12 protein-coding genes and 1 pseudogene are annotated in these 19,473 nt (G+C 73.0%); 9 read left to right on the forward strand and 4 right to left on the reverse strand.

Going from position 1 to position 19,473, the window contains the following annotated elements; all coding sequences use genetic code 11:
* Positions 1 to 61 precede the first annotated feature (61 nt).
* Positions 62 to 3,955, reverse strand: coding sequence for a type I polyketide synthase (locus tag FGW37_RS30365; RefSeq protein ID WP_179083992.1), 3,894 nt, complete (start codon positions 3,953 to 3,955; stop codon positions 62 to 64).
* Positions 3,956 to 4,613: 658 nt separating this feature from the next.
* Here FGW37_RS30365 and FGW37_RS30370 point away from each other — a divergent pair.
* Genes FGW37_RS30370 through FGW37_RS30390 form a run of 5 tightly spaced genes read left to right on the forward strand, consistent with a single transcriptional unit; the run spans position 4,614 to position 12,121 of the window.
* The gene (locus FGW37_RS30370) at positions 4,614 to 5,885 is read left to right on the forward strand and encodes a phenylacetate--CoA ligase family protein (protein ID WP_179083993.1); all 1,272 of its coding nucleotides are present in this window, start codon (positions 4,614 to 4,616) and stop codon (positions 5,883 to 5,885) included.
* The gene (locus FGW37_RS30375; RefSeq protein ID WP_179083994.1) at positions 5,882 to 7,318 is read left to right on the forward strand and encodes an MFS transporter; all 1,437 of its coding nucleotides are present in this window, start codon (positions 5,882 to 5,884) and stop codon (positions 7,316 to 7,318) included. Before FGW37_RS30370 ends, FGW37_RS30375 begins: the two co-directional genes overlap by 4 nt.
* Entirely contained in the window at positions 7,315 to 8,460 is a 1,146-nt protein-coding gene (locus tag FGW37_RS30380) for a GNAT family N-acetyltransferase (RefSeq protein WP_179083995.1), read from the forward strand. The genes FGW37_RS30375 and FGW37_RS30380 overlap by 4 nt, the downstream gene beginning before the upstream one ends.
* Positions 8,457 to 9,623 (forward strand): LuxE/PaaK family acyltransferase, encoded by a 1,167-nt coding sequence (locus FGW37_RS30385; protein WP_179083996.1) that lies wholly within the window; start codon positions 8,457 to 8,459, stop codon positions 9,621 to 9,623. Before FGW37_RS30380 ends, FGW37_RS30385 begins: the two co-directional genes overlap by 4 nt.
* The gene (locus tag FGW37_RS30390; protein WP_218650617.1) at positions 9,620 to 12,121 is read left to right on the forward strand and encodes an aldehyde dehydrogenase family protein; all 2,502 of its coding nucleotides are present in this window, start codon (positions 9,620 to 9,622) and stop codon (positions 12,119 to 12,121) included. Before FGW37_RS30385 ends, FGW37_RS30390 begins: the two co-directional genes overlap by 4 nt.
* A 226-nt stretch (positions 12,122 to 12,347) precedes the next feature.
* Here FGW37_RS30390 and FGW37_RS30395 read toward each other — a convergent pair whose 3' ends face one another.
* Positions 12,348 to 14,618 (reverse strand): terpene synthase family protein, encoded by a 2,271-nt coding sequence (locus tag FGW37_RS30395; RefSeq protein ID WP_179083997.1) that lies wholly within the window; start codon positions 14,616 to 14,618, stop codon positions 12,348 to 12,350.
* 215 nt (positions 14,619 to 14,833) lie between these two features.
* On the opposite strand from FGW37_RS30395, the gene FGW37_RS30400 reads away from it, so the two are divergent.
* The 3 genes from FGW37_RS30400 to FGW37_RS30410 all read left to right on the forward strand — a co-directional run bounded on the left by FGW37_RS30400 (position 14,834) and on the right by FGW37_RS30410 (position 17,452).
* Positions 14,834 to 15,214, forward strand: coding sequence for a DUF937 domain-containing protein (locus FGW37_RS30400; protein ID WP_179083998.1), 381 nt, complete (start codon positions 14,834 to 14,836; stop codon positions 15,212 to 15,214).
* 175 nt (positions 15,215 to 15,389) lie between these two features.
* Positions 15,390 to 16,157, forward strand: a complete 768-nt coding sequence (locus FGW37_RS30405) for a hypothetical protein (RefSeq protein WP_179083999.1) — start codon at positions 15,390 to 15,392, stop codon at positions 16,155 to 16,157.
* Entirely contained in the window at positions 16,154 to 17,452 is a 1,299-nt protein-coding gene (locus tag FGW37_RS30410; protein WP_246430648.1) for a sensor histidine kinase, read from the forward strand. The genes FGW37_RS30405 and FGW37_RS30410 overlap by 4 nt, the downstream gene beginning before the upstream one ends.
* A gap of 6 nt (positions 17,453 to 17,458) precedes the next feature.
* Here FGW37_RS30410 and FGW37_RS30415 read toward each other — a convergent pair.
* Positions 17,459 to 17,879: pseudogene (locus FGW37_RS30415) on the reverse strand (winged helix-turn-helix transcriptional regulator).
* A gap of 65 nt (positions 17,880 to 17,944) precedes the next feature.
* On the opposite strand from FGW37_RS30415, the gene FGW37_RS30420 reads away from it, so the two are divergent.
* The gene (locus tag FGW37_RS30420; RefSeq protein ID WP_179084000.1) at positions 17,945 to 19,102 is read left to right on the forward strand and encodes an RNA-guided endonuclease InsQ/TnpB family protein; all 1,158 of its coding nucleotides are present in this window, start codon (positions 17,945 to 17,947) and stop codon (positions 19,100 to 19,102) included.
* A 158-nt stretch (positions 19,103 to 19,260) separates the two neighbouring features.
* Here the strand turns inward: FGW37_RS30420 and FGW37_RS34270 are convergent, their stop codons facing one another.
* A complete protein-coding gene (locus FGW37_RS34270; RefSeq protein WP_179084001.1) occupies positions 19,261 to 19,437 on the reverse strand; it encodes a hypothetical protein in 177 nt (58 codons plus the stop codon).
* Positions 19,438 to 19,473 lie beyond the last annotated feature (36 nt).

Consider the following 19,473-nt stretch of genomic DNA (forward strand, 5'->3'; position numbering starts at 1 on the left):
TGCGCGGCCCGGCCGGGCACCGCGCACGGGCCGCCTGTGCGGTCCGTCCTCCCGCCGGCCGCTACGCGGCGGGGGCCCCCGCCGGCTCGTCCTGCGGGGCGAGGACGGAGGTGACGTAGCCCGCCAGCCCCTTCGCCGTCGGGTAGTTCCACAGCACCGTCACCGGCAGCCGCACACCGAGCAGCTTCTCCAGCTGGGCGCAGACCCGCATCGACATCACCGAGTCGAGCCCGAGGTCGGTCAGCGGCCGCTCCGGGTCCAGCTCACCGGCCGGCATCTTCATCTCCCGGGCGAGCCGGCCGATGATCTCCTCACCGACACGGGCGGCGAGCACGTCCGCCGGCAGCTCCCGCCAGCGCGCCGGGTCGTCCTCGGCGGAGGCCGCCGCGCCGTCCGCGGACAGCGGCTCCGGGCCGTCCGCCGCCGCGTCGCCGTCCGCCGCAGACCCGTTCTCGTGCAGCGCCCCGAAGCGGGTGCCCGGCAGCCACGCGCGCAACTGCCCCTGCTCGTCGCTGATGACGATGTCGACGGTGTCCGTCGCCGGGTCCACGAGCCGGATGTCGACCCAGCCGGTCTCGGGGGCCTCGCCCACCACGCGGACCTCGCGGATGTGGGCGGGCATCCGCACCGTGGGCGGGCCGCCGTAGATGACCGGGACGATGCCGAGGGCCGCGTCCAGCAGCGGCGCCCACGTGACCTGGTCGCCGGGCACGGCGGGCGCGTGCACCCGGGCGCGGATGACGCCGTCGCCCGTCAGCAGCTCCTCGACCGTCCACGGCCAGGCGATGCCCTCCACGCCGATCGCGTCCAGGCGCCCGATCACGACCGACGGGTCCGCCGCCGCCAGGTCCCGGGGCGGCGTCACGGAGAGCATGCCGGCCGGGAACGGCGGGGCGTCCGCGGCCATGGTGGACGAGGTGGTGTGGGTCAGCCAGTTGCCGGGGCCGGAGGTGCCGGACGGGCCCGCCGGCCGCGTGCTCAGCCGCAGCGTCAGCCCCTCCTGCACGACCTGTACCTCACGCGGGATCGCCAGCGCGACCGGGAACTTCAGCGAGACGTCGAACAGCGCCTTGCTGCCGCCCTGCCCGGGCGCGGCCTCCAGGAACGTGTGGATGATCGAGGAGGCCGGGACGATCGAGGTGCCGTGCAGCGCGTGCCCGCCGGGGAACGGCCGGACGGCGTCGTCCAGATAGGTGTTCCAGATGCGCAGCGGTGTCGAGGCCGCGACGTCGACCGGCGGGCCCAGCAGCGTGTGCCCGGTGACGTCGTGCCCGTGGGCGACGACGGCGCCCGCGGGCAGCACGGCGTCGGTCCAGTAGCGGCGGTGCTGCCAGGCGATCGGGGGCAGCTCCGCGATCCGGCCCGCCGGGTACTGTGCGCTCCAGTCGACCTCGGCGCCGTGGCTGTGCAGCGAGGCCAGGTTCACAAGCAGCGTGCGCAGCTCGGGCCGGTCGCGGCGCAGGGTGTGGGCGACGTGGCCGCCCGTCACGTCCAGGTGGGCCAGGGTCTCGCCGATCGAGTGGGAGACGACCGGGTGGGGCGAGACCTCCAGGAAGCGGCGGTGGCCGTCCTCGACGGCGGCGGTGACGGCCTGGGCGAGGCGGACGGGGTTGCGCAGGTTGGCCACCCAGTAGCCGGCGTCGTGGCGCACCTGCGCCCGCGGGTCGTCGAGCGCCGTGCTGTAGAGGGTCACCTGCGGCGTGCGCGGCTGCAGGTCCGTGAGGGCCTCGCGCAGGCCCTCCGTCAGCGGGTCCATGTGGGCGCTGTGGAAGGCGACGTCGGAGTTGACGCTGCGGACGGGCACGCCCTTTGCTCCCCAGTCCCGCACGAGCGCGGCGACGGCCTCCGCGTCGCCCGAGACCACGGCCGAGGCGGGGGAGGAGGCGATCGCGGCGCAGACCTCGGCGTTCCCTTCGAGACGGGCGGCCACCTCCTCGAAGGGCAGGCCCGCCATGGCCATGGCGCCCTTGCCGGCGACCCGGCGCAGCAGCGAGGACCTGCGCCCGCTGAGCCGGGCGCCGTCCTCCAGGGACAGCGCCCCGGCGACGACGGCCGCGGCGATCTCGCCCACGGAGTGGCCGATGACGGCGGCCGGCCGGTGGCCGTAGGAGCGCCACACCTCGGCGAGTGCGACCTGCACCGCGAAGATCATCGACTGGGCACGGTCGACGGCCTCGAAGTCCCCGGAGACGATGGCCTGCCGCGGCGAGAAGCCCAGCTCGGTGCGGAACACCGGCTCCAGGCGGTCGATGACGTCCGCGAACACCGCGTTACCCGCGAGCAGTTCGCGGGCCATACCGGACCAGTGCGAGCCGTGCCCGGAGAAGACCCACACCGTCCCCACGCCCGGACCCGGGCGGACGGTGCCCTCGGCGACGTTGTCCAGCTCCTGCTCCTGCGCCTCCTCGGCGGCGACGGCCCGCAGGGCGGCCACCAGCTCCGCCCGGCCGTCCGCCACCACCGTGACCCGGTGGTCGAGGTGGGAGCGGCGGGTGGCCAGCGTGTGGCCGACCGAGCTCAGGGGGGTGTCGGGGTGCCGCTCCAGCCAGTCGGCGAGCCGGCACGCGTACTCGGCGACGCCCGCCCGGGAGCGGTAGGACAGCGGGAAGAGCCGCGGCGCGCCCGGCAGCGGCTCCTCCTCGCTCTCCTCGGCCGGCTCGGGCGCCTCCTCCAGGACGACGTGGCCGATCGTGCCGCCGTAGCCGTACCCCGAGACGCCCGCGCGCCGCGGGGTATCGCCCTTGGGCCAGACCTGGTGCTCGGTCACCAGCCGCAGCCCCCACTCCTCCCACGGGATGTCCGGGCTGGGCTCGCTGGTGAGGACCGTCGCCGCCATCTCGGCGCGCTGCAGCATCAGCGTCGCCTTGATGATGCCCGCGACGCCCGAGGCGGGCTCGGCGTGCCCGATGTTGGACTTCACCGAACCGATCCAGCAGGGCTTGTCGGCGGGGCGGCCCGCACCGAAGACCGCGTGCAGCCCCGAGGCCTCGACGGGGTCGCCGAGCCGGGTGCCGGTGCCGTGCGCCTCTATGTAGCCGGCCGTCGCCGGGTCCAGGCCCGCGGCCTTCTCCCAGGCCAGCCGGAGCAGGTCGCGCTGCGCGTCGGGGTTCGGGGCCATGATGCCGCTGGTACGGCCGTCCTGTGCGACGGCGCTACCCTTGATCACGGCCAGCACCCGGTCGCCGTCGCGCTGCGCGTCCGACAGCCGCTTGAGGACCAGCACCCCGCAGCCCTCGGCCCGGCCGTAGCCGTCGCCCTCCGCGTCGAAGGGCTTGCTGCGCCCGTCGGGGGAGAGCGCGCCGGCCGCTTCGAGGGTGAGGGTGTAGGCGGGCGAGAGGATGATGTTCACGCCGCCCGCCAGCGCGAGCGAGGTCTCGCCCGCCAGCAGGGACTGGCAGGCCAGGTGCACGGCCACCAGGGAGGCGGAGCAGGCCGAGTCCAGGACGAAGCTCGGCCCGTGCAGGTCCAGCACGTGCGAGACCCGGTTGGCGATGCCGGTCAGCTGGGCGCCGATGCCGGTCCAGGGCTCGATCCGCGGCAGGTCCTCCAGCAGCCGGCGCCCGTAGTCGTCCGAGCAGGTGCCGATGTAGACCCCGGCGTCGGAGCCGGCCACCGAGCGGGGCGCCATGCCGGCGTGCTCCAGCGCCTCCCAGGCGACTTCCAGCACCAGCCGCTGCTGGGGGTCCATCAGCTCGACCTCGCGCGGCGCGATACCGAAGAACTCGGCGTCGAAACCGTCGACGTCCCCGATGAAGTTGCCCGGGCGTTCGGCCCTGCGCAACGCCTCGGTGAACTCCGGGCTAATCTTTGTGTAGGCGCGCCACCGGTCCTCCGGCGTGGATTCCACCGATACCTTGCCGCCGGCCAGGAAGTCCCAGAAGGATTCGGGGGAGTCGATACCGCCGGGGAAGCGGCAGCCGATGCCGACGAGGGCCACTGATTCTTGAATACGCATGCGTCTCAATTCCGTTCGTCCGGGCGAGTGCGGATGCATGAAGGAGCGGCGGAAGTCAGGGGCCGGGATGCTTTCGCAGAAGGCCGCGCACGGGTCCGTGCGGGCGTTCGCGGAGCTGCCGGCACTCCGCAGGGAAATGCTCGTTGACGAGTTCCCGGCGACTTCCTGACGAGATCCGCTGTCCTTGTGCAACGCTCACACAGCCCGCGTGGTTGGTCCACACGACGCCGTGGAAGTTGTCAACTTGGTAAGGGGTGCACGCGCTTCGCGCCCGCCGGGCGGGGCTGCGAGCTGGCCGGGCGGCAGCTGTTACCCGAGGTCACCTTGCGAGGCGCTCCGGCCAATCTCCGTCCGGCCCGTTTCCCGGCCCGCATTCGAGGCGGTGCTGTTCGCGGTGGCGAACGGTGCCCGGGTGTGAGCTGCAACACCGCTGAATGGCCGCTGTTTCCAGCCATCCGAACCCGTCCGCGGGCGACCGATTTTGCAGGACGTTCGGCCGTGTTCCATCATTGTGACCGCGCGTCAGGCGGACTGCCGGCGCTTCACGAGAGCGTGGTGCACGCGTTCCCGTTGAACAGTCAACCGGAGGGCGGCGAGCGTACCTGCCCCGCCCGGCCGGAACCCCCATCCCTCATTCTCTGAGCTAGGCAAAGGCAGCATGCCCGTCCATCAGCTATCGGACCTCATACGTTATGTCCGTCACAACTCCCCGTTCTATGCGGACCTCTACGCGGACCTTCCGCCGGATGTGGACTGCCTCACCGATCTGCCGGTGGTGGACCAGAGCGCTTTCTGGGCCGCCAATACCCTCCACGGCAATCGCGTCCTGACCGCCCCGCTCGACGAGGCCTCGGTCTTCAAGACCGGCGGCACCACCGGCGCACCCAAATTCTCCTGCTACACCCGCGAGGAATGGCGGGAGTTCGTGACCGCCTTCGGCCACGGCCTCGTCGACGCCGGGCTGCGCCCCGGCCACCGGGTCGCGGACCTCTTCTACGCAGGCGAGCTCTACGCCAGCTTCCTCTTCATCCTCGACTCCCTCTCCCACGCCCCCGTGGGCAGCGTGCGCCTGCCCATCGGCGGCGCCGCCCCGCTGGAGACGACCGTCCCCACGCTGCGCGACTTCGCCGCCCAGATCGTGGCCGGCACCCCGACCACGCTGTGCCGCCTGGCCGAGCACCTGATCGCCGCCGGCGAGCAGCTCCCCTCCGTCGAGCTGCTGTTCTTCGGCGGCGAGGCGCTCTTCGCCGACCAGCGCCGCCTCCTCGCCGGCGCCTTCCCCAACGCCGAGCCCCGCTCCCTCGGCTACGCCAGCGTCGACGCCGGCCTGCTCGGCCGCCCCGTGCCGGGCCCCGACGCCCGCGTCCACCGCGCCTTCGCCCCGCACACCGTCGTCGAGATCCTCGACGACGCCACGGACGAGCCCATCCGCGAGGCCGGACGCCCCGGACGCGTGGTCGTCACCCAGCTCTTCCGCCGCCTCATGCCCGTCATCCGCTACCCCGCGGGCGACCGCGCCGAGTGGACCGACCCCGAGGCGGGCGTCTTCCGCATCCTCGGCCGCGCCGAGGAAGGCGTGCGCGTCGGCCCCGTCTCCCTGTACTCCCAGGACGCCCAGGGCGCCGTCGCCGCGGCGGACACCGAGGGCCGCGTCGTGGGCATGCAGCTCGTCGTCCGCCGCTGGGACGGCCGCGACGGCCTCGTGCTGCGCCTGGCCACCGCCCCCGGCGACGAGGACCCGGCCGGGCTGGACGTCCTCGCCAAGTCCGTCGTGACCGAGCTCGCCGAGGCCCGCCCGTTCTACCCCGACGCCGTCGCCACCGGCTTCGTCCACCCGCTCTCCGTCGAGTGGGTACGCCACCGCGACCTCACCGTCAACCAGCGCTCCGGCAAGCTCGTCCGCGTCATCGACGAAAGGCCCACGGCATGACCGCCGCCCCGACGGCCGGCACCGGCCGCCGGCTGCCGCTGGTCCTGCGCAACCGCGCCTTCGGCGCCGTGTGGCTCGGCCAGGTGCTCACCCAGGCCGCCGTCCGCATGTTCCAGGTCGGCGTCTCCTGGTGGCTCGTCGCCTACGCCGTCTCCGGCGGCAACGGGCTCGCCTCGGGCCTGTTCATGGCGGTCAGCACCGTGCCCGCCGTGGCCCTGGCCCCCGTCGTCGCCCGGGCCGTCGGACGCTTCGCCCACCGCTCCGTGCTGCGCACCGCGGCCGGCGGCGCCGCCGTCGCGGCCACGGCCCTCGCCGTCTGGGCCTACGCGAGCGACCTGCCCATCGCGGCCGCCTACGCCGCGACCCTCGCGCTCGCCACCTGCCAGGCCTTCTTCGACCCCTGCCTGACCACCTCCGTCCCCGAACTCGTCGACGACGAGGACATCGAGGCCGCCACCGGCTTCGAACTGTCCACCCAGTCCCTTGCGAGCCTCGGCGGAGCCCTGCTCGGCGCCCTCATCGTCGACCGCGCCGGGATCCCCGGCCTCGCCGCCGGGTGCGCCGCGGCCTACGCGGCCGCCGCCGTACTCATCGCGACCGTCCGCTTCCGCACCCCGGCCGCGGCCGAGGGCGAGGGGGAGGCGGGCGAGGGGACCGGCCCGCGCACGCTGCGCCAGGTCCTGTCCGGACTGCCGTTCGTCCGCGCCATCCTGATCTGCTTCACCGCGGCCAACCTCTTCACCACGGCCGTGTTCATCGTGATGCCGCTCTACACCAAGTCCGTGCTGCACGGCGACGGAGCGACGGTCGCCCTGCTCGAAGCGGCCCTCGGCACCGGCACCCTCATCGGCTCCTTCACCGGCGCGCGCATCCCGGGACGGCCCACCGTCGTCGGCTCCGCCTGCCTCGGCGCGATGGCCCTCGCCCTCGCCGTCCCCGGCATCGCCGGCGAACGGCCCGTCATCGCGGGCAGCCTCGCCGTGACCGGCTGGTGCGTCGGTGTCATCGGCGTGCGCTTCGTAGCCCTCTTCCAGCGCCTCGTGCCCGCCGCCGACAAGCCCGCCTTCTTCGCGGTCATGCAGGCCGTGCTCGGCGCGACCTTCCCCCTGGCCTCGCTGCTGTTCGGCCTGCTGGGCGACCACCTCTCGCCCCAGACCCTGTGCCTGATCCAGGCCGCGGGTCTCGTCCCGGCGGCGTGCGCCTTGGCGCTGCTGCGCGAGGGCCCTGCGGGCGGCTCCGCGGAGAAGCCTGCGGGCGAGCCTGCTCCGCTGTCCACCGGAGAGCCCGCGGAGAAGCCGGCGAGGCCGTTCACGGACGGGCCGTCGGAGACGCCCGCCACGTCCGCCACGTCCTTCGCGCAAGGGCGCCCGGGCGAGCCCGCCGAGGACCCCGGCATCCCGGCGGCGGCCGGTCGCGCGGGAGGCGCGAGGTGACCGTCCCCGCCCCAGCCGCCGAGCAGGCCACCCCCGGCGACATCGCCGAACTGCGCCAGCTCTACTACGCCGTCTACGGCCCGCATTACCCCACGGCGCTCGGCACCGACCCCGCCGTCATGGCCGGCCTCATCGAGGACCCGCACACCCTCTGGCTCGTCACCCGCTGCCCGCGCACCGGCGCCCTCACCGGCTCCGCCGCGGTGCACAGCGAGCCCGGCAGCCGCCTCGGCCGCCTCGAAGGGCTCGCCGTCCACCCCGACCAGCGCGGCTCGGGGCTCGCCGGCCTGCTCACCGAGGCCCTGTGCCGGCGCACGCTGGACGCCGGCCGCCTCGACTCCGTCTACGCCACGGTCCGCACCGTCAGCGCAGGCCCCCAGCGCGTCGTCGCCCGCAACGGCTTCCGCCCCATGGGCGTCCTGCCCAACGCCGTCGACGTCCACAGCCGCGAGAGCCTCGCGCTCTACGCGCGTTACTCGCCCGGCGTGCTGGAACGCCGCGCCCCCGTCGCCGAGGTGCCCGCCCCGCTCGTCCCCCTCCTGCGCACCGCGGAGCAGAGCCTGGGCGTCAGCTACGCCCGCACCCGGGCCACCGCACCGGCGCCGGCACCCGCCGGACCCGCGGCCGCGGACCTGGAGATGATCGAGGCACCGGCGTTCGTGCGCCGCCGCTTCCGCGAGCGCTTCCCCGACGCCGGCCACTGGTTCTACCCCCTGCACACCCCCAACGTGCTGCTCGTCCCCGGCGACGGGAGCTTCGAGGTCTACGCCTGCCTCAACCGGGCCGGCGGCTACTGCGCCCTCGTCGCCGGTCACCCCGGCCCGGCCGTCGCGGCCGCCCACCTCGAACCGATCACCCGCGCCCTGACCCGCGCCGGAGCCGGCTACGTCGAGGCGCTGCTCCCGCTGGACCGGCACGACCTGCTCTCCGCGGGCCTCGCCCAGGGCTTCATCCCCAGCGCCCTCTACCCGGCCATGCGCCGGGAGGGCGACGGCTTCCACGACTACGTCGTGATGTCCCGGACCACCGAGCAGATCGACTTCCGCGGCCTGGTCGCCGACGCGGCCCTGCAGCCCTTCCTGGATTCCTACGTATCGGCCTGGGCGTCGACGTATCTGCCCTCACGCGAGGTTGCCTCATGACACTCACCACACCCCTCAACCCCCATCTCGCCCCGGTCACCGTCCCCGACCCGGACGCGCTCGCACACGTCCAGCGCCTGTGCGACCTGACCGACCCCTACACCTCCGGCCCCGCCGAGGAGGAGCTCTTCGCCGCCGCCATGGCCGAGAGCCACGCCTGGCACCGCGAGCGCTCTCCGTTCTTCCACGACCTCCACACGGCCACCGCCGCGGACGCGCCCTACGGCGCGCCCCTGGTCCACGCCAACTTCTTCAAGCGCCACGAAGTGCTGTCCATCCCCCGCGAGGACGTCCACCTGCACCTGACCTCGTCCGGCACCACCGGGCAGAAGTCGCAGATGTTCTTCGACGAGTGGACCATCCGCTCCGCCCAGCGCATGGTCGCCCGCATCTTCGAGCGCAACGGCTGGATCACCCCCGACCAGCCCGTCAACTACCTGCTCTACAGCTACGAGCCGGCCCCCTCCCTCAAGCTGGGCACGTCCTTCACCGACAACTACCTGTGCGACTTCGCCCCGGCCCGCCAGGTCGAGTACGCCCTGCGCAACACCGGCGGCGGCCACGAGTTCGACCCCTTCGGCTGCATCGCCGCGCTGCGCCGCTTCGCCGAGGACGACGCCCCGGTCCGGATCCTGGGCTTCCCCGCCTTCCTCTGGTTCACCCTGGAGCGCATGCGCGCCATGGGCCTGCCGCCCCTGCAGCTGCCCGAGGGCTCGCTGATCATCCTGGGCGGCGGCTGGAAGGGCCACACCGACCGGCAGATCGGCAAGCACGAGCTCTACGCCCGCGTCACCGAACAGCTCGGCGTCCCCTCCGAGCGGATCCGCGACACCTTCGGCTCCGTCGAGCACTGCATCCCCTACATCGAGTGCTCCCACCACAACCTGCACGCGCCGGTGTGGTCCCGGGTGTTCATCCGCTCCACCCGCACCCTCGAACCGCTGTCCTACGGAGAGAAGGGCTACCTGCACCTCGTCTCCCCGTACATCACCTCCGTGCCCGCCCAGAGCGTCGTCATGGGCGACCTCGCCTCCCTCCTCCCCGGCGAGGAGTGCGGCTGCGAGCTGGACACTCCGTGGTTCACCATTCACGGCCGCGCCGGAGTGAGCCGCAACAAGAGCTGCGCGGTGGCCGCCGCCGAGCTGATGAAGGGAATGTCATGACCGAGACCATGAACCACCACTACTGGCAGGGCGCCTTCATCGGCGACGACGAGGCCGCACGCCGCCTCGAGACCCTGCCCGCGGCCGTCGAGCAGGCGCTCGCGTCCCCCCTCGACACCGAGACCCTCCTGGCCGCCTGCGACAGCCTCGCGAACGCCCTGCGCGACCCGGCCCACCCCGTCCGCGCCCGGCTCGCCCCCCACCTGCCGGCGGGTGAGGACGCCGACGGCCTCCTCGGCGAACTCGCCGCCTTCCTCGGCCGCGACGCGCTCGGCCGCAAGCTCCGCCGCGAACTGGGCGGCACCGCGCCGCAGCGCCTGAACCGCCCCGACGCCAAGGAGACCGTCTACGAGGCGTGGGCCCCCGTCGGCCTCGTCGCCCACATCGCCCCCGGCAACGCCGCGACCGTCGCCCCCCTCAGCCTGATCGAGGGCCTCCTCGCCGGCAACGTCAACGTCCTCAAGACGAGCAGCGCCGACACCCTCCTCGCCCAGCACCTCCTCGCCGAGCTCGCCGCCCTCGACCCCACGGGGGCCGTCGCCGAGCGCGTCATCGTGCTGCGCTTCTCCTCCGGCCGCCAGGACTGGCTCAAGCTCATGTGCGCCCCGGCCGACGCCGTCGCCGTCTGGGGCGGCGAGGCGGCCGTCGAGGGCGTCGCCGCCCACGTCCCGGCCGGCTGCCGGCTCGTCGAGTGGGGCCACAAGATCTCCTTCGCCTACCTCACGCGCGACGCGTGGGCCGACGAGGAGACCCTCGCCGCCCTCGCCGCCGACGTGTGCCTCTTCGAGCAGCAGGCCTGCTCCAGCCCCCAGGTCGTCTACCTCGACACCGAGGACGCCGACGAGGTCTTCGCCTTCGCGGAGCGCTTCGCCGCCGTCCTCGCCGGGATGCCGGCGGCCGCCGCGGAGGACCTCGACCCGGCGGAGGAGGCCGAGCTCACCACCACCGAGCTCATCGCCCGCCTCGAGGAACACCTCGGCCTGACCCGGGTCATCACCGCCCCCGACGGCTCCTGGCGCGTCATGGCCGACACCCGGCCCGCGCTGACCGCCTCCCCGCTGCACCGCAGCGTGTGGGTCAAGCCCCTGCCCCGCAAGGGCCTGATCGGCGCCCTGCGCCCCATGCGCCGCTACCTGCAGACCGCCGGCATCGCCGGCAGCCGCACCGACGTCGCGGAGCTGTCCGCCACGGTCCTGGCCGCGGGCGCCACCCGCGTCACCCCCGTGGGCGCGATGACCGCCGGCTACTCCGGCGAGCCCCACGACGGCGTCTACGCCCTCCAGCGCTACAGCCGCCGCGTCGCCGTCCAGGCCGACGAGCGCTTCGCCACCACCGCCTGCCTGGACGACCTGGCCCGAGCCGCCGACTTCCCGGCGCCCACCGGCCCGCTGCTGGACAAGGCTGCCGTCCAGGAGCGCAACCGCGACGTCGCCCGCGGCGACGCCGAGCTGTACTTCCGCAGCGGCGGCAGCACCGGCGCCCCCGCCCTGTCCCTCTTCAGCTACGACGACTACGACACCCAGATGCACGCCGCCGCCCGCGGCCTGCTCGCCGCCGGCTACGACCCGGCACGCGACCGCACCGCCAACCTCTTCTACTGCGGCGGCATGTACGGCAGCTTCATCAGCTTCTTCTCCATCCTGGAGCGGCTGGGCGGCGTCCAGATACCGATGGCCGCGGGCCCCGACCACCGGGCCACCGCCGAGGCGATCGTGGCCTACGAGGTCGACACCCTCTTCGGCATGCCCTCCTATCTGTGGCAGCTCCTGCACGAGCAGGAGGAGCTGCTGCGCTCCTACGGCGGCATCCGCAAGATCTTCTACGGCGGTGAGCACTTCACCGACGAGCAGCGGCGCACCCTCGCCGACACCTTCGGCATCGAGGCCGTCCACTCCATCACCTACGGCAGCACCGACCTCGGCCCGCTGGGCTACCAGTGCACCGAGAGCACCGGCAGCGTCCACCACCTCCACGCCGACCTGCACACCCTGGAGATCCTCGACGTCGCCTCCGACGAGCCCGTGGAGCCGGGGGAGACCGGGCGGCTGGTCTTCACCACCCGCGCCCGGCGCGGCCAGCACCTCGACCGCTACGTCATCGGCGACCTCGGCCGCGCCCTGCCCGGCCGCTGCCCCTGCGGCAGCCACTCCCCGCGCTTCGAACTGCTCGGGCGGCTGGGCGACGTGATGCGCGTCGCGACGTACTTCCTCAACTACCGCCGCTTCGTGGCGATCGCCGAGGAGAGCCTGCACTTCGTGGGCGAACTGCAGATCGTCCTGGCGAACGACGGCGCCCGTGAGGCGCTCACCGTCCGCATGGAGCGCACACCCACGACGGACGTGGCCGCGGCGCGGGAGGCGTTCTTGACGGCCTACCCGGAACTGCACACCGCCATCGACGAGAAGCTCCTCGCCTTCACCGTCGAAGCGGTCGACGGCGCGGCACTCGACCGCACCCCGACCAGCGGCAAGCTGCGCACGGTGGTGGACAACAGGTAGCGGAGTGCTTCCCCGCGCCCCGTCAGGGGCGCGGGGAAGCGTCAATCTGCGGCTCCGCCGCGTGGGTGCGACCAGCCACGGTCCGACCGCGGGCCACCCGGCGCCCCGTCAGGGGCGCGGGGAACTGCGCGACCGGCCACAGACTGCGCAGCAGATACGGCATGCCCGGCCCGTCCGCCGCCGCTGGTGCCCTTCACCGGCCGGCGCGAGCGCCCCCGGCGTCCGGTCACCCCACCGGCTGGGCGCCGGCGGCGGGGGAGCGGAGCAGGGCCGGCAGCCGCGTGGCCGAGGTGCCGAGGCCGGTCGGGGCGCCCAAGGGCGGGGTGACGGGGGCCGGGGCGCCCTTGTGGCGCAGCAGGTCCTCCTCGCGGTAGCGGCGGCAGTCCCGGTGCCAGAGGAGGATGCCGGCCATCCAGTCCTGGAGCTCCCGGGCGTAGCCCAGCAGCGCCGCGCGGGCCTCCGCGCCGAGGCCGAAGTCCTCGAAGAGGACCGGCAGCTGGTGGTCGACCACGTGCTGGAACTCCCGCATCCGCGAGGCCTGGAGGTCGGCGACGATGCCCAGTGCCTCCGTGCGCCCGCAGTCGAAGAAGTTCTCGACGACCAGGACGGCGTTGTGGATCTCGCCCTCGAACTGGATCTCCTTCTGGTACGAGAACATGTCGTTCATCAAGGTGGCGTAGTCCATGGCCGCGTTCTCCATGGCCTGGACCGGCTGGGAGCGGTAGATCTCCGGCGGCACGGCCGCGCCGTGGCCGTTGCGGCAGAGCGTCAGGGTGAGGTCGGAGCCGAAGGTGTGGCGGCGCATCTCGATGTAGTCCACCGGCTCGGGGACGCGGTGCAGCTTCTGGTTCTCCAGCTCCCACAGCCAGGCGTCGAGCATCGCCTTGACGGCCGCGTGGAGGTCGGCGCGCTCGCTGCGGGTCATGGCCTCCGTGGTGCGGGCCCACAAGTCGGCCAGCCCGAGCTCCAGGACGTGCTCCGGAGGCGGGGTGACGGGGGAGTCCACGGGCATGAACAGCAGCAGCCGCCCCGTGCAGGCCTTGGCCGCGGCCATGCCGGCCGCCCCGGTCTGCCCGCCGAAGGCCACGGGGTAGTAGTCGTCCCCGTAGGTGCCCCAGGTCAGCCAGTCGGTGGCCAGGTCGAGTTCCCCGGAGGCGCCGTCGGGGTGGAGGCCCGCGGCGCACAGCGCGAAGTCGAAGTCGGCGAGCTTCTCCTCGGTCCACAGCCCGGAGCCGGGCAGCACGGGGTCCGGGGCGAGCATCCCCATACGGTGGCCCCATGCGATGTTGTGCCGCCGGGAGGCGTCCAGGTGGGGGTTGAGCCGCACCTGGTACGGCATGGGGAAGTCGGGCAGCGGCAGGTGGCCCACGGCCTGGAACGGCACGTGAGCGTGGCGGCGCAGCCGCGCCGGTGCCGTCGCCGCGATCGAGGTGAACATCCGTGCCGCGGACGTGCCCAGCCCGAGCGGCCCGGCGAGCAGCGCCCCGGGGGTGTTGACCGCTCCGCCCGGGGCGTCGTTCATGTAGCGGCTGGAGCGCATGTGCCACTCGTGGCCGCCGGACTGCCAGTCCTGGAGCCCCTTGACGTAGGCGAAGACGTCGTGGCGGGAGAGCGGGTCCAGGCCGTGCTCGTCGAAGAGGGGCGCGAGCTCGGTCAGGGCGGTGTGCTCGAACTGCTGGAGCCGGGAGGTCAGCCAGTCGTTGACGGTGTCGGCCGCCTGCTGGGTGTCGCAGCCCAGGAACCGCTCCAGGACGAGGACCGCATTGGCCAGCTCGCCCTCGGCCTCGGTCTCCCGCTCGTACGAGAAGAGGTCGTTGCGCAGGTGGACACTGTCGGCGAAGGTGTCCCTCAGCACCCGCATCGGCCGGGTGGCGGCGACGGCCCCGGGGACCTCGGCGCCCACTGCGAACTCGACGAGATTGGCGGACCAGGGGGCGCCGCCCACCTTGCGGCGCATCTCGATGTATTCGATCGGGTTGGCGACCCGGCCCTCGTTGATGTTGGACAGTTCCCAGACGGACTCGTTGAGCAGGTGCCGCGTGCTCTCGATGAAGCGCCGGCGCCAGTCCTGCGACATCGACGGGACCGTGCGGGCCCACAGGTCCGCCAGCCCCGCCTCCACCGGATTGGTGGGCTCGGGGGTCTCGCCGGCGTCCAGGGGCATGAAGGCCGGCAGCCGGTCGAGATAGGCCTTCGCGCCCGCCATGTCACCGGTGCGCTTGAAGATGTCGAGGAAGTGGTCGTCGAAGAAGAACACCCAGACGTACCAGTCGGTGACGAGATCGAGCACCGGGCCGGACGCCTCCGGATGGGTGTACGCGCACAGCAGGGCGTAGTCGTGCGCGTCCAGGTCCGCCTCGTCCCAGATGCCGGAGCCCTCCAGCATGTTCATCTCGCGGGCCCAGGCCTTGGAATGCTCCCGGGCGCCTTCCACGTGGGGATTGAGACGCGCGGGGTACGGCATGTAGAAGGAGGGGAGAGCGAAAGGGTGCGACATGGCCGCCCACGCTAGTTCGCGTGCCCCTGACAGGTAGATCGGAAGGTCGTATTTCCCCTCAATGAGGTGAAAGCCGGGGCCGCACCGCTTAAGGATCTTGAGTTCGGTCCCGCCGCTTCCGCGGGCCCCGGCGCGGGGGCGCACGCCGTTCCGCACGGTGATCGCCGCACTACCTTGCGTACCGAGATCTGTTCGGCCCGCGTAATGTCGGGCCCATGGGCGATGAAGCGCTGCAGCAGGACGTACTGGACGAGCTGGGTGAGGACAGGATCCAGGAGCTCGCAGGAGAGCTCGGCACCGACGCGGACGGGGCGACGCGGATGGTGCGGGAGACCGTCGCAGCCCTCCCCGAGGAGCTCACCCGCCAGGAGAGCGCGGCCCCGGCCGGAGCAGCCGGCCCGGGCGGGCTCGGGGGCCTCGGGGGCGGGCTGGGCGGCGGGCTGATGTCCGGCGTCCTCGGGAAGATCACCGGCCCTGTGGCCGAAACCGTCGCCAAACGCACCGGCCTGCCGGTCGCCCAGGTCACCCGGGCGCTCGAACTGCTCCTGCCGGTCGTCATGACCACCATCGCCAAACGCCGGGGAAGGAAGAAGTAGGCCGCACGGCCGGGCGGGGGCCGTCCGCGGCGGCCGCCGCGGACACCTCCTGCGGCAAGGCTCCCGGCCGTGGCCTGCGGCGGGCCCGGAGGCCACGGCGTGCGGCTCGCATAACATCGTGGCGTATCCCGGGCCCCGGACAGGGGCCGCCGCCAGCCGACGATGGAACCTCCGAGTGCCCCGATCCACCTGCCCCGACGCCGGGAGCGCCGTGCCGCGTGCCGCCTCCCGCCGGCGCGCCCTGCGGGCGCTCGGTGCGCTGGCCGTGCTCGCGGCTGCGGCGAGCGGGTGCGCGAGCGCGGGCGAGCCCGTCGGCGCCGGCCGGACGGCCCCCGCCTCGGCCCCGTCCAGACTGTGGCCGCAGGCGACGCCGGCCCCGTCGCCGAGCGGCCCTCAGCACGACGGCGAGACGGCCACGAAGGTCCCCGGCGTCGCGCCCGTCCCCTCCGGCGACATCCACAAGGTGGACGCCTACGCCGCGGTCAAGGCCGAGGTCACAGCCAACCGCAACAGCGTCACGGGGGCGGACGCACTCGACGACGCGACCGCCGCGAAGGTCGCCTCGTCCTGCTCCTCCGCACAGCAGCGGCAGCGGAACTGCCCCATCCGAAAGCCCGTCTACAGCGACCTCACCGGAGACGGCCGCGAGGACCTGATCGTCGGCATCGAGATGGAGGACCACTTCCTCTCGCTGCGCGCCTACACCCTCGTCAAGGGCGAGCTCACCCGCGTCCTGTCGACCGTCGCCCAGCCCTCGTCCGTCGAGGTCGCGGGCCGCGACCTGATCGTCTGGGAGCCGTGGACGACGCCGCACTACGCCCTGCGCTCGGTCTACACCTGGAACACCCAGAACCACTACATGGACTTCCGGCGCTACGAGATCCGCCGCGCCGAGTCCGGCGTCGGCCCGGCCACGCCGCGCGACCGTGAGCGCCGCCGGTGACCGCCCGGCTCCGGGGCCTGCGGGCCCGCCTCCGCAGACTCTCCCGCCTCGGCTCGCTCTACGGGAAGTTCACGCTCTTCCTCGCCGTCGTGTGCTGCGTCGTCGCGACCGTGCTCGGCGTCCTGGTGCATGTCATCGTCACCCGGCAGACCGTCCACCAGGCCCGCTCCGAGGCCCTGTCCCGGCTCGACGCCGCCACCAAGGCCTACGCGTCCGGCGACCCCATGCACCGCCCCGCGGCCCTGAACCCGCCCGACCTCCCGCGGCGGCTCCAGGAGATGGCGCTGCGCGGCGAGCGCGGCACCGCCCTCGGCGACCACGACGGCACCCCGACCATGTGGGCGGCCGGCCCCGCCGACGCCGGGATCATCACCGCCCGGTTCGACTACCGGCACAGCAAGGACACCATCGACGGCCTCGACCGGGCCATCGCCGGCTCCGCCACGCTCGCCATCGGCGGCACCCTGCTCATCGGCGTCTTCGCCGTCTCGCGGGTCACCCGCAGACTGCACCGCACCGCCGACGTGGCCCGCCGCATCAGCGCCGGCGACCTCGACGCCCGCGTCGCCGACCCGCGCACCACCCGCCCCGCCGGGGAGCAGGACGAGGTCGCCGCCGTCGCCGCGGCCCTCGACGCCATGGCGGGCACCCTGCAGGCCCGGCTGCAGAGCGAGCAGCGCTTCACCGCCGACGTGGCCCACGAACTGCGCACCCCCCTCGCGGGCCTGCAGGCGGCCGCGGACCTGCTGCCGCCGGGCCGGCCCACCGAGCTCGTACGCGACCGGGTGCAGACGCTGCGCCGCCTCACCGAGGACCTGCTGGAGATCTCCCGGCTCGACTCCCTGACGGAGAAGGCCGACCTCGACGCGCACCTGCTGGGGCAGCTGGCCGAGCGGGCCGTGCGCGCCTCGGGGATGGAGGCCGAGGTGCGCGTCCTGAAGGACGCGTGCGTGGAGACCGACCGGCGCCGCCTGGAGCGGGTGCTGAGCAACCTGCTCGTCAACGCCCACCGGCACGGCCGCCCGCCCGTCGTCATCACCGTCGACGGACCGGTGGTCTCCATCCGCGACCACGGCGAGGGCTACCCGGACTACCTCCTCGAACACGGCCCCCAGCGCTTCCGCACCGAGCCCACGAGCATCGGCACCAAGGGCCACGGCCTGGGCCTGACCATCGCCGTCGGCCAGGCCCGGACCATCCACGCGGAGCTGACGTTCGCCAACGCCCCCGACGGAGGGGCGCTCACCACCCTGTGCCTGCCCGAGTACGAGGAGAGGCCGGAGGAGCCGGAGTAGGACCGGCTACGGCGCGGCGCCGACGGCCGCGCTGTCGTACGCGGCCCGCGCCGCCGCGATCTCCCCCTGGTGCGCCTCCGTCCAGGTCACCAGCGCCTGGATGGTGTCGTGCAGGGTCGTGCCGAGCGGCGTGAGCTCGTAGTCCACGCGCGGCGGCACCACCGGGTGCACCGTGCGCCGCACCAGTCCGTCGCGCTCCAGCTGGCGCAGCGTCACGGTCAGCATCCGCTGGCTGATGCCGTCGACCTCGCGGCGCAGCTCCGTGAAGCGCAGGGTGCGCCGTTCGAGCAGGGCGATGACCAGGAGTGACCACTTGTCGGCGACGCGGTCGAGGATCTGCCGGACCTCGCAGCCCTCGCGGGTGTCCCACTGGCGGGCGTCGTAGTCGTGAGGTCCCCGTATCCGCGCAGTGCGTCGGTGAGTTCAATGGTCTGAGGAATCCCTCTACGGTTTCCCGGCATAGTGACATAGGCACGCGTTACGATCGCTCACGTGAGGATCGTCGTTCAGGTGAAGCTCCTGCCGACGCCCGAAGAGGCGTCGGCACTTGAGCGCACGCTGCACGCGGCAAATGAGGCGGCGAACTGGCTGTCGGCCGAGGCGTACGGGCAGGGCGAGCAGTCCCGCAAGGCGTTGCAGAGTTTCGCTTACAGCGACCTGAAGGAACGTGGCTTGTCGGCTCAGCCCGCACTGCATGTGCTGCGGAAGGTTGCCGACGCCTACACCGCACTGCGGGCGAACATCCGGGCCGGGAACCTCGGAACGCCCGGATCCAAGCGTAGGCGCAAGGCCGAGTCCCAGCCCCTCGTGTTCCGACTGGACGCAGCACAGCCATATGACGACCGGTGCCTGTCCTGGCAATTGGATGAGCAGACCATCAGTATTTGGACCGTCTCCGGGCGAATGCGTGGTGTTCGGTACGTCTGCTCCGAGCGGTCTCGTAGGATGCTTGCCGGGTACCGGAAGGGCGAGTCCGATCTCGTACATCGCAATGGGGCATGGTTCCTCATCGCCACCTGTGAGGTTTCCGAGGCCGCGCAGATCGACCCCGTGGATTTCCTCGGCGTAGACCTCGGCATCGTGAACATCGCCACCACCTCGGACGGGAAAATCCACGCTGGACGCAGGCTGAACCGCTACCGCAGGCGACAGCTAGCATTGCGGGCCAAGCTGCAGAAGAAGGGCACTAAGAGCGCCAAGCGAGTCTTGAAGCGGCAACGGCGCAAGGAATCCCGCAAGGCCACCGAGGCCAACCACATCATCTCAAAGCGCATCGTGACCGTGGCTGAACGCACCGGGCGCGGTATCGCCCTCGAAGATCTCAAGGGCATCCGCGAACGGGCACGGCTGAGGAAGCCCCAACGGGTCGCGTTGCACTCCTGGGCCTTCGCCCAGCTTGGACAGTTCGTGGAGTACAAGGCGCGCCGCGCTGGCATCCCCGTGCTGTTTGTCGATCCTGCCTACACTTCCCGCAGGTGCGCGGAGTGCGGGCACGCTGACAAGGCGAACCGTGTCTCGCAGGCACGGTTCGTGTGCAGGTCGTGCGGCGTCGTTGCGCATGCCGACCGCAATGCTTCCCGTAATATCCGTGCCCGTGCACGGGAGTTGTGGCGACGCGGGGCGGAGTCACACGCCCCTGCACCCGCATAGGGTGCTGGACGCGGACGGCACACCACACCCAGTGATGCCCGTACTGCAAGCCTGGTGCTTCAGCGCCGGTAGGTGACAGTGCCTTCTTCCAGTTCGGCGCGGCCCTCGGCCTGTCGGCCGTCACCGCAGTCTCCGTCGCTGCCGGAGGTGACGGGGGCTCACCCGGCGCCCTGCTCGACGGCTATCACGCCGCGCTGCTCGTCCCGCTGGGGGCGGCCGTGCTCGCCGCGGCCGTCAGCGCGTTCGGGATACGAGGCGGCCGCGCGGGCGCGGAGCGCTAGCGGATCGTGCTCCAGGAGCCGGGTGCCCGGCGGCTGCTCATGCCGCCCGGGCACCCGGCGGGGCATACGCCCACAGGGGCAGGCGATTCC

Origin of the sequence: Streptomyces rectiverticillatus (assembly GCF_013394065.1) — a bacterium.
GTDB classification, from domain to species: domain Bacteria; phylum Actinomycetota; class Actinomycetes; order Streptomycetales; family Streptomycetaceae; genus Streptomyces; species Streptomyces rectiverticillatus.

Bases quoted from the DNA above. Each gene is read 5' to 3' on its own strand.
- FGW37_RS30365 (WP_179083992.1), bottom strand. From the start codon at position 3,955: ATGCGTATTCAAGAATCAGTGGCCCTCGTCGGCATCGGCTGCCGCTTC.
- FGW37_RS30370 (WP_179083993.1), top strand. From the start codon at position 4,614: ATGCCCGTCCATCAGCTATCGGACCTCATACGTTATGTCCGTCACAAC.
- FGW37_RS30375 (WP_179083994.1), top strand. From the start codon at position 5,882: ATGACCGCCGCCCCGACGGCCGGCACCGGCCGCCGGCTGCCGCTGGTC.
- FGW37_RS30385 (WP_179083996.1), top strand. From the start codon at position 8,457: ATGACACTCACCACACCCCTCAACCCCCATCTCGCCCCGGTCACCGTC.
- FGW37_RS30390 (WP_218650617.1), top strand. From the start codon at position 9,620: ATGACCGAGACCATGAACCACCACTACTGGCAGGGCGCCTTCATCGGC.
- FGW37_RS30395 (WP_179083997.1), bottom strand. From the start codon at position 14,618: ATGTCGCACCCTTTCGCTCTCCCCTCCTTCTACATGCCGTACCCCGCG.
- FGW37_RS30400 (WP_179083998.1), top strand. From the start codon at position 14,834: ATGGGCGATGAAGCGCTGCAGCAGGACGTACTGGACGAGCTGGGTGAG.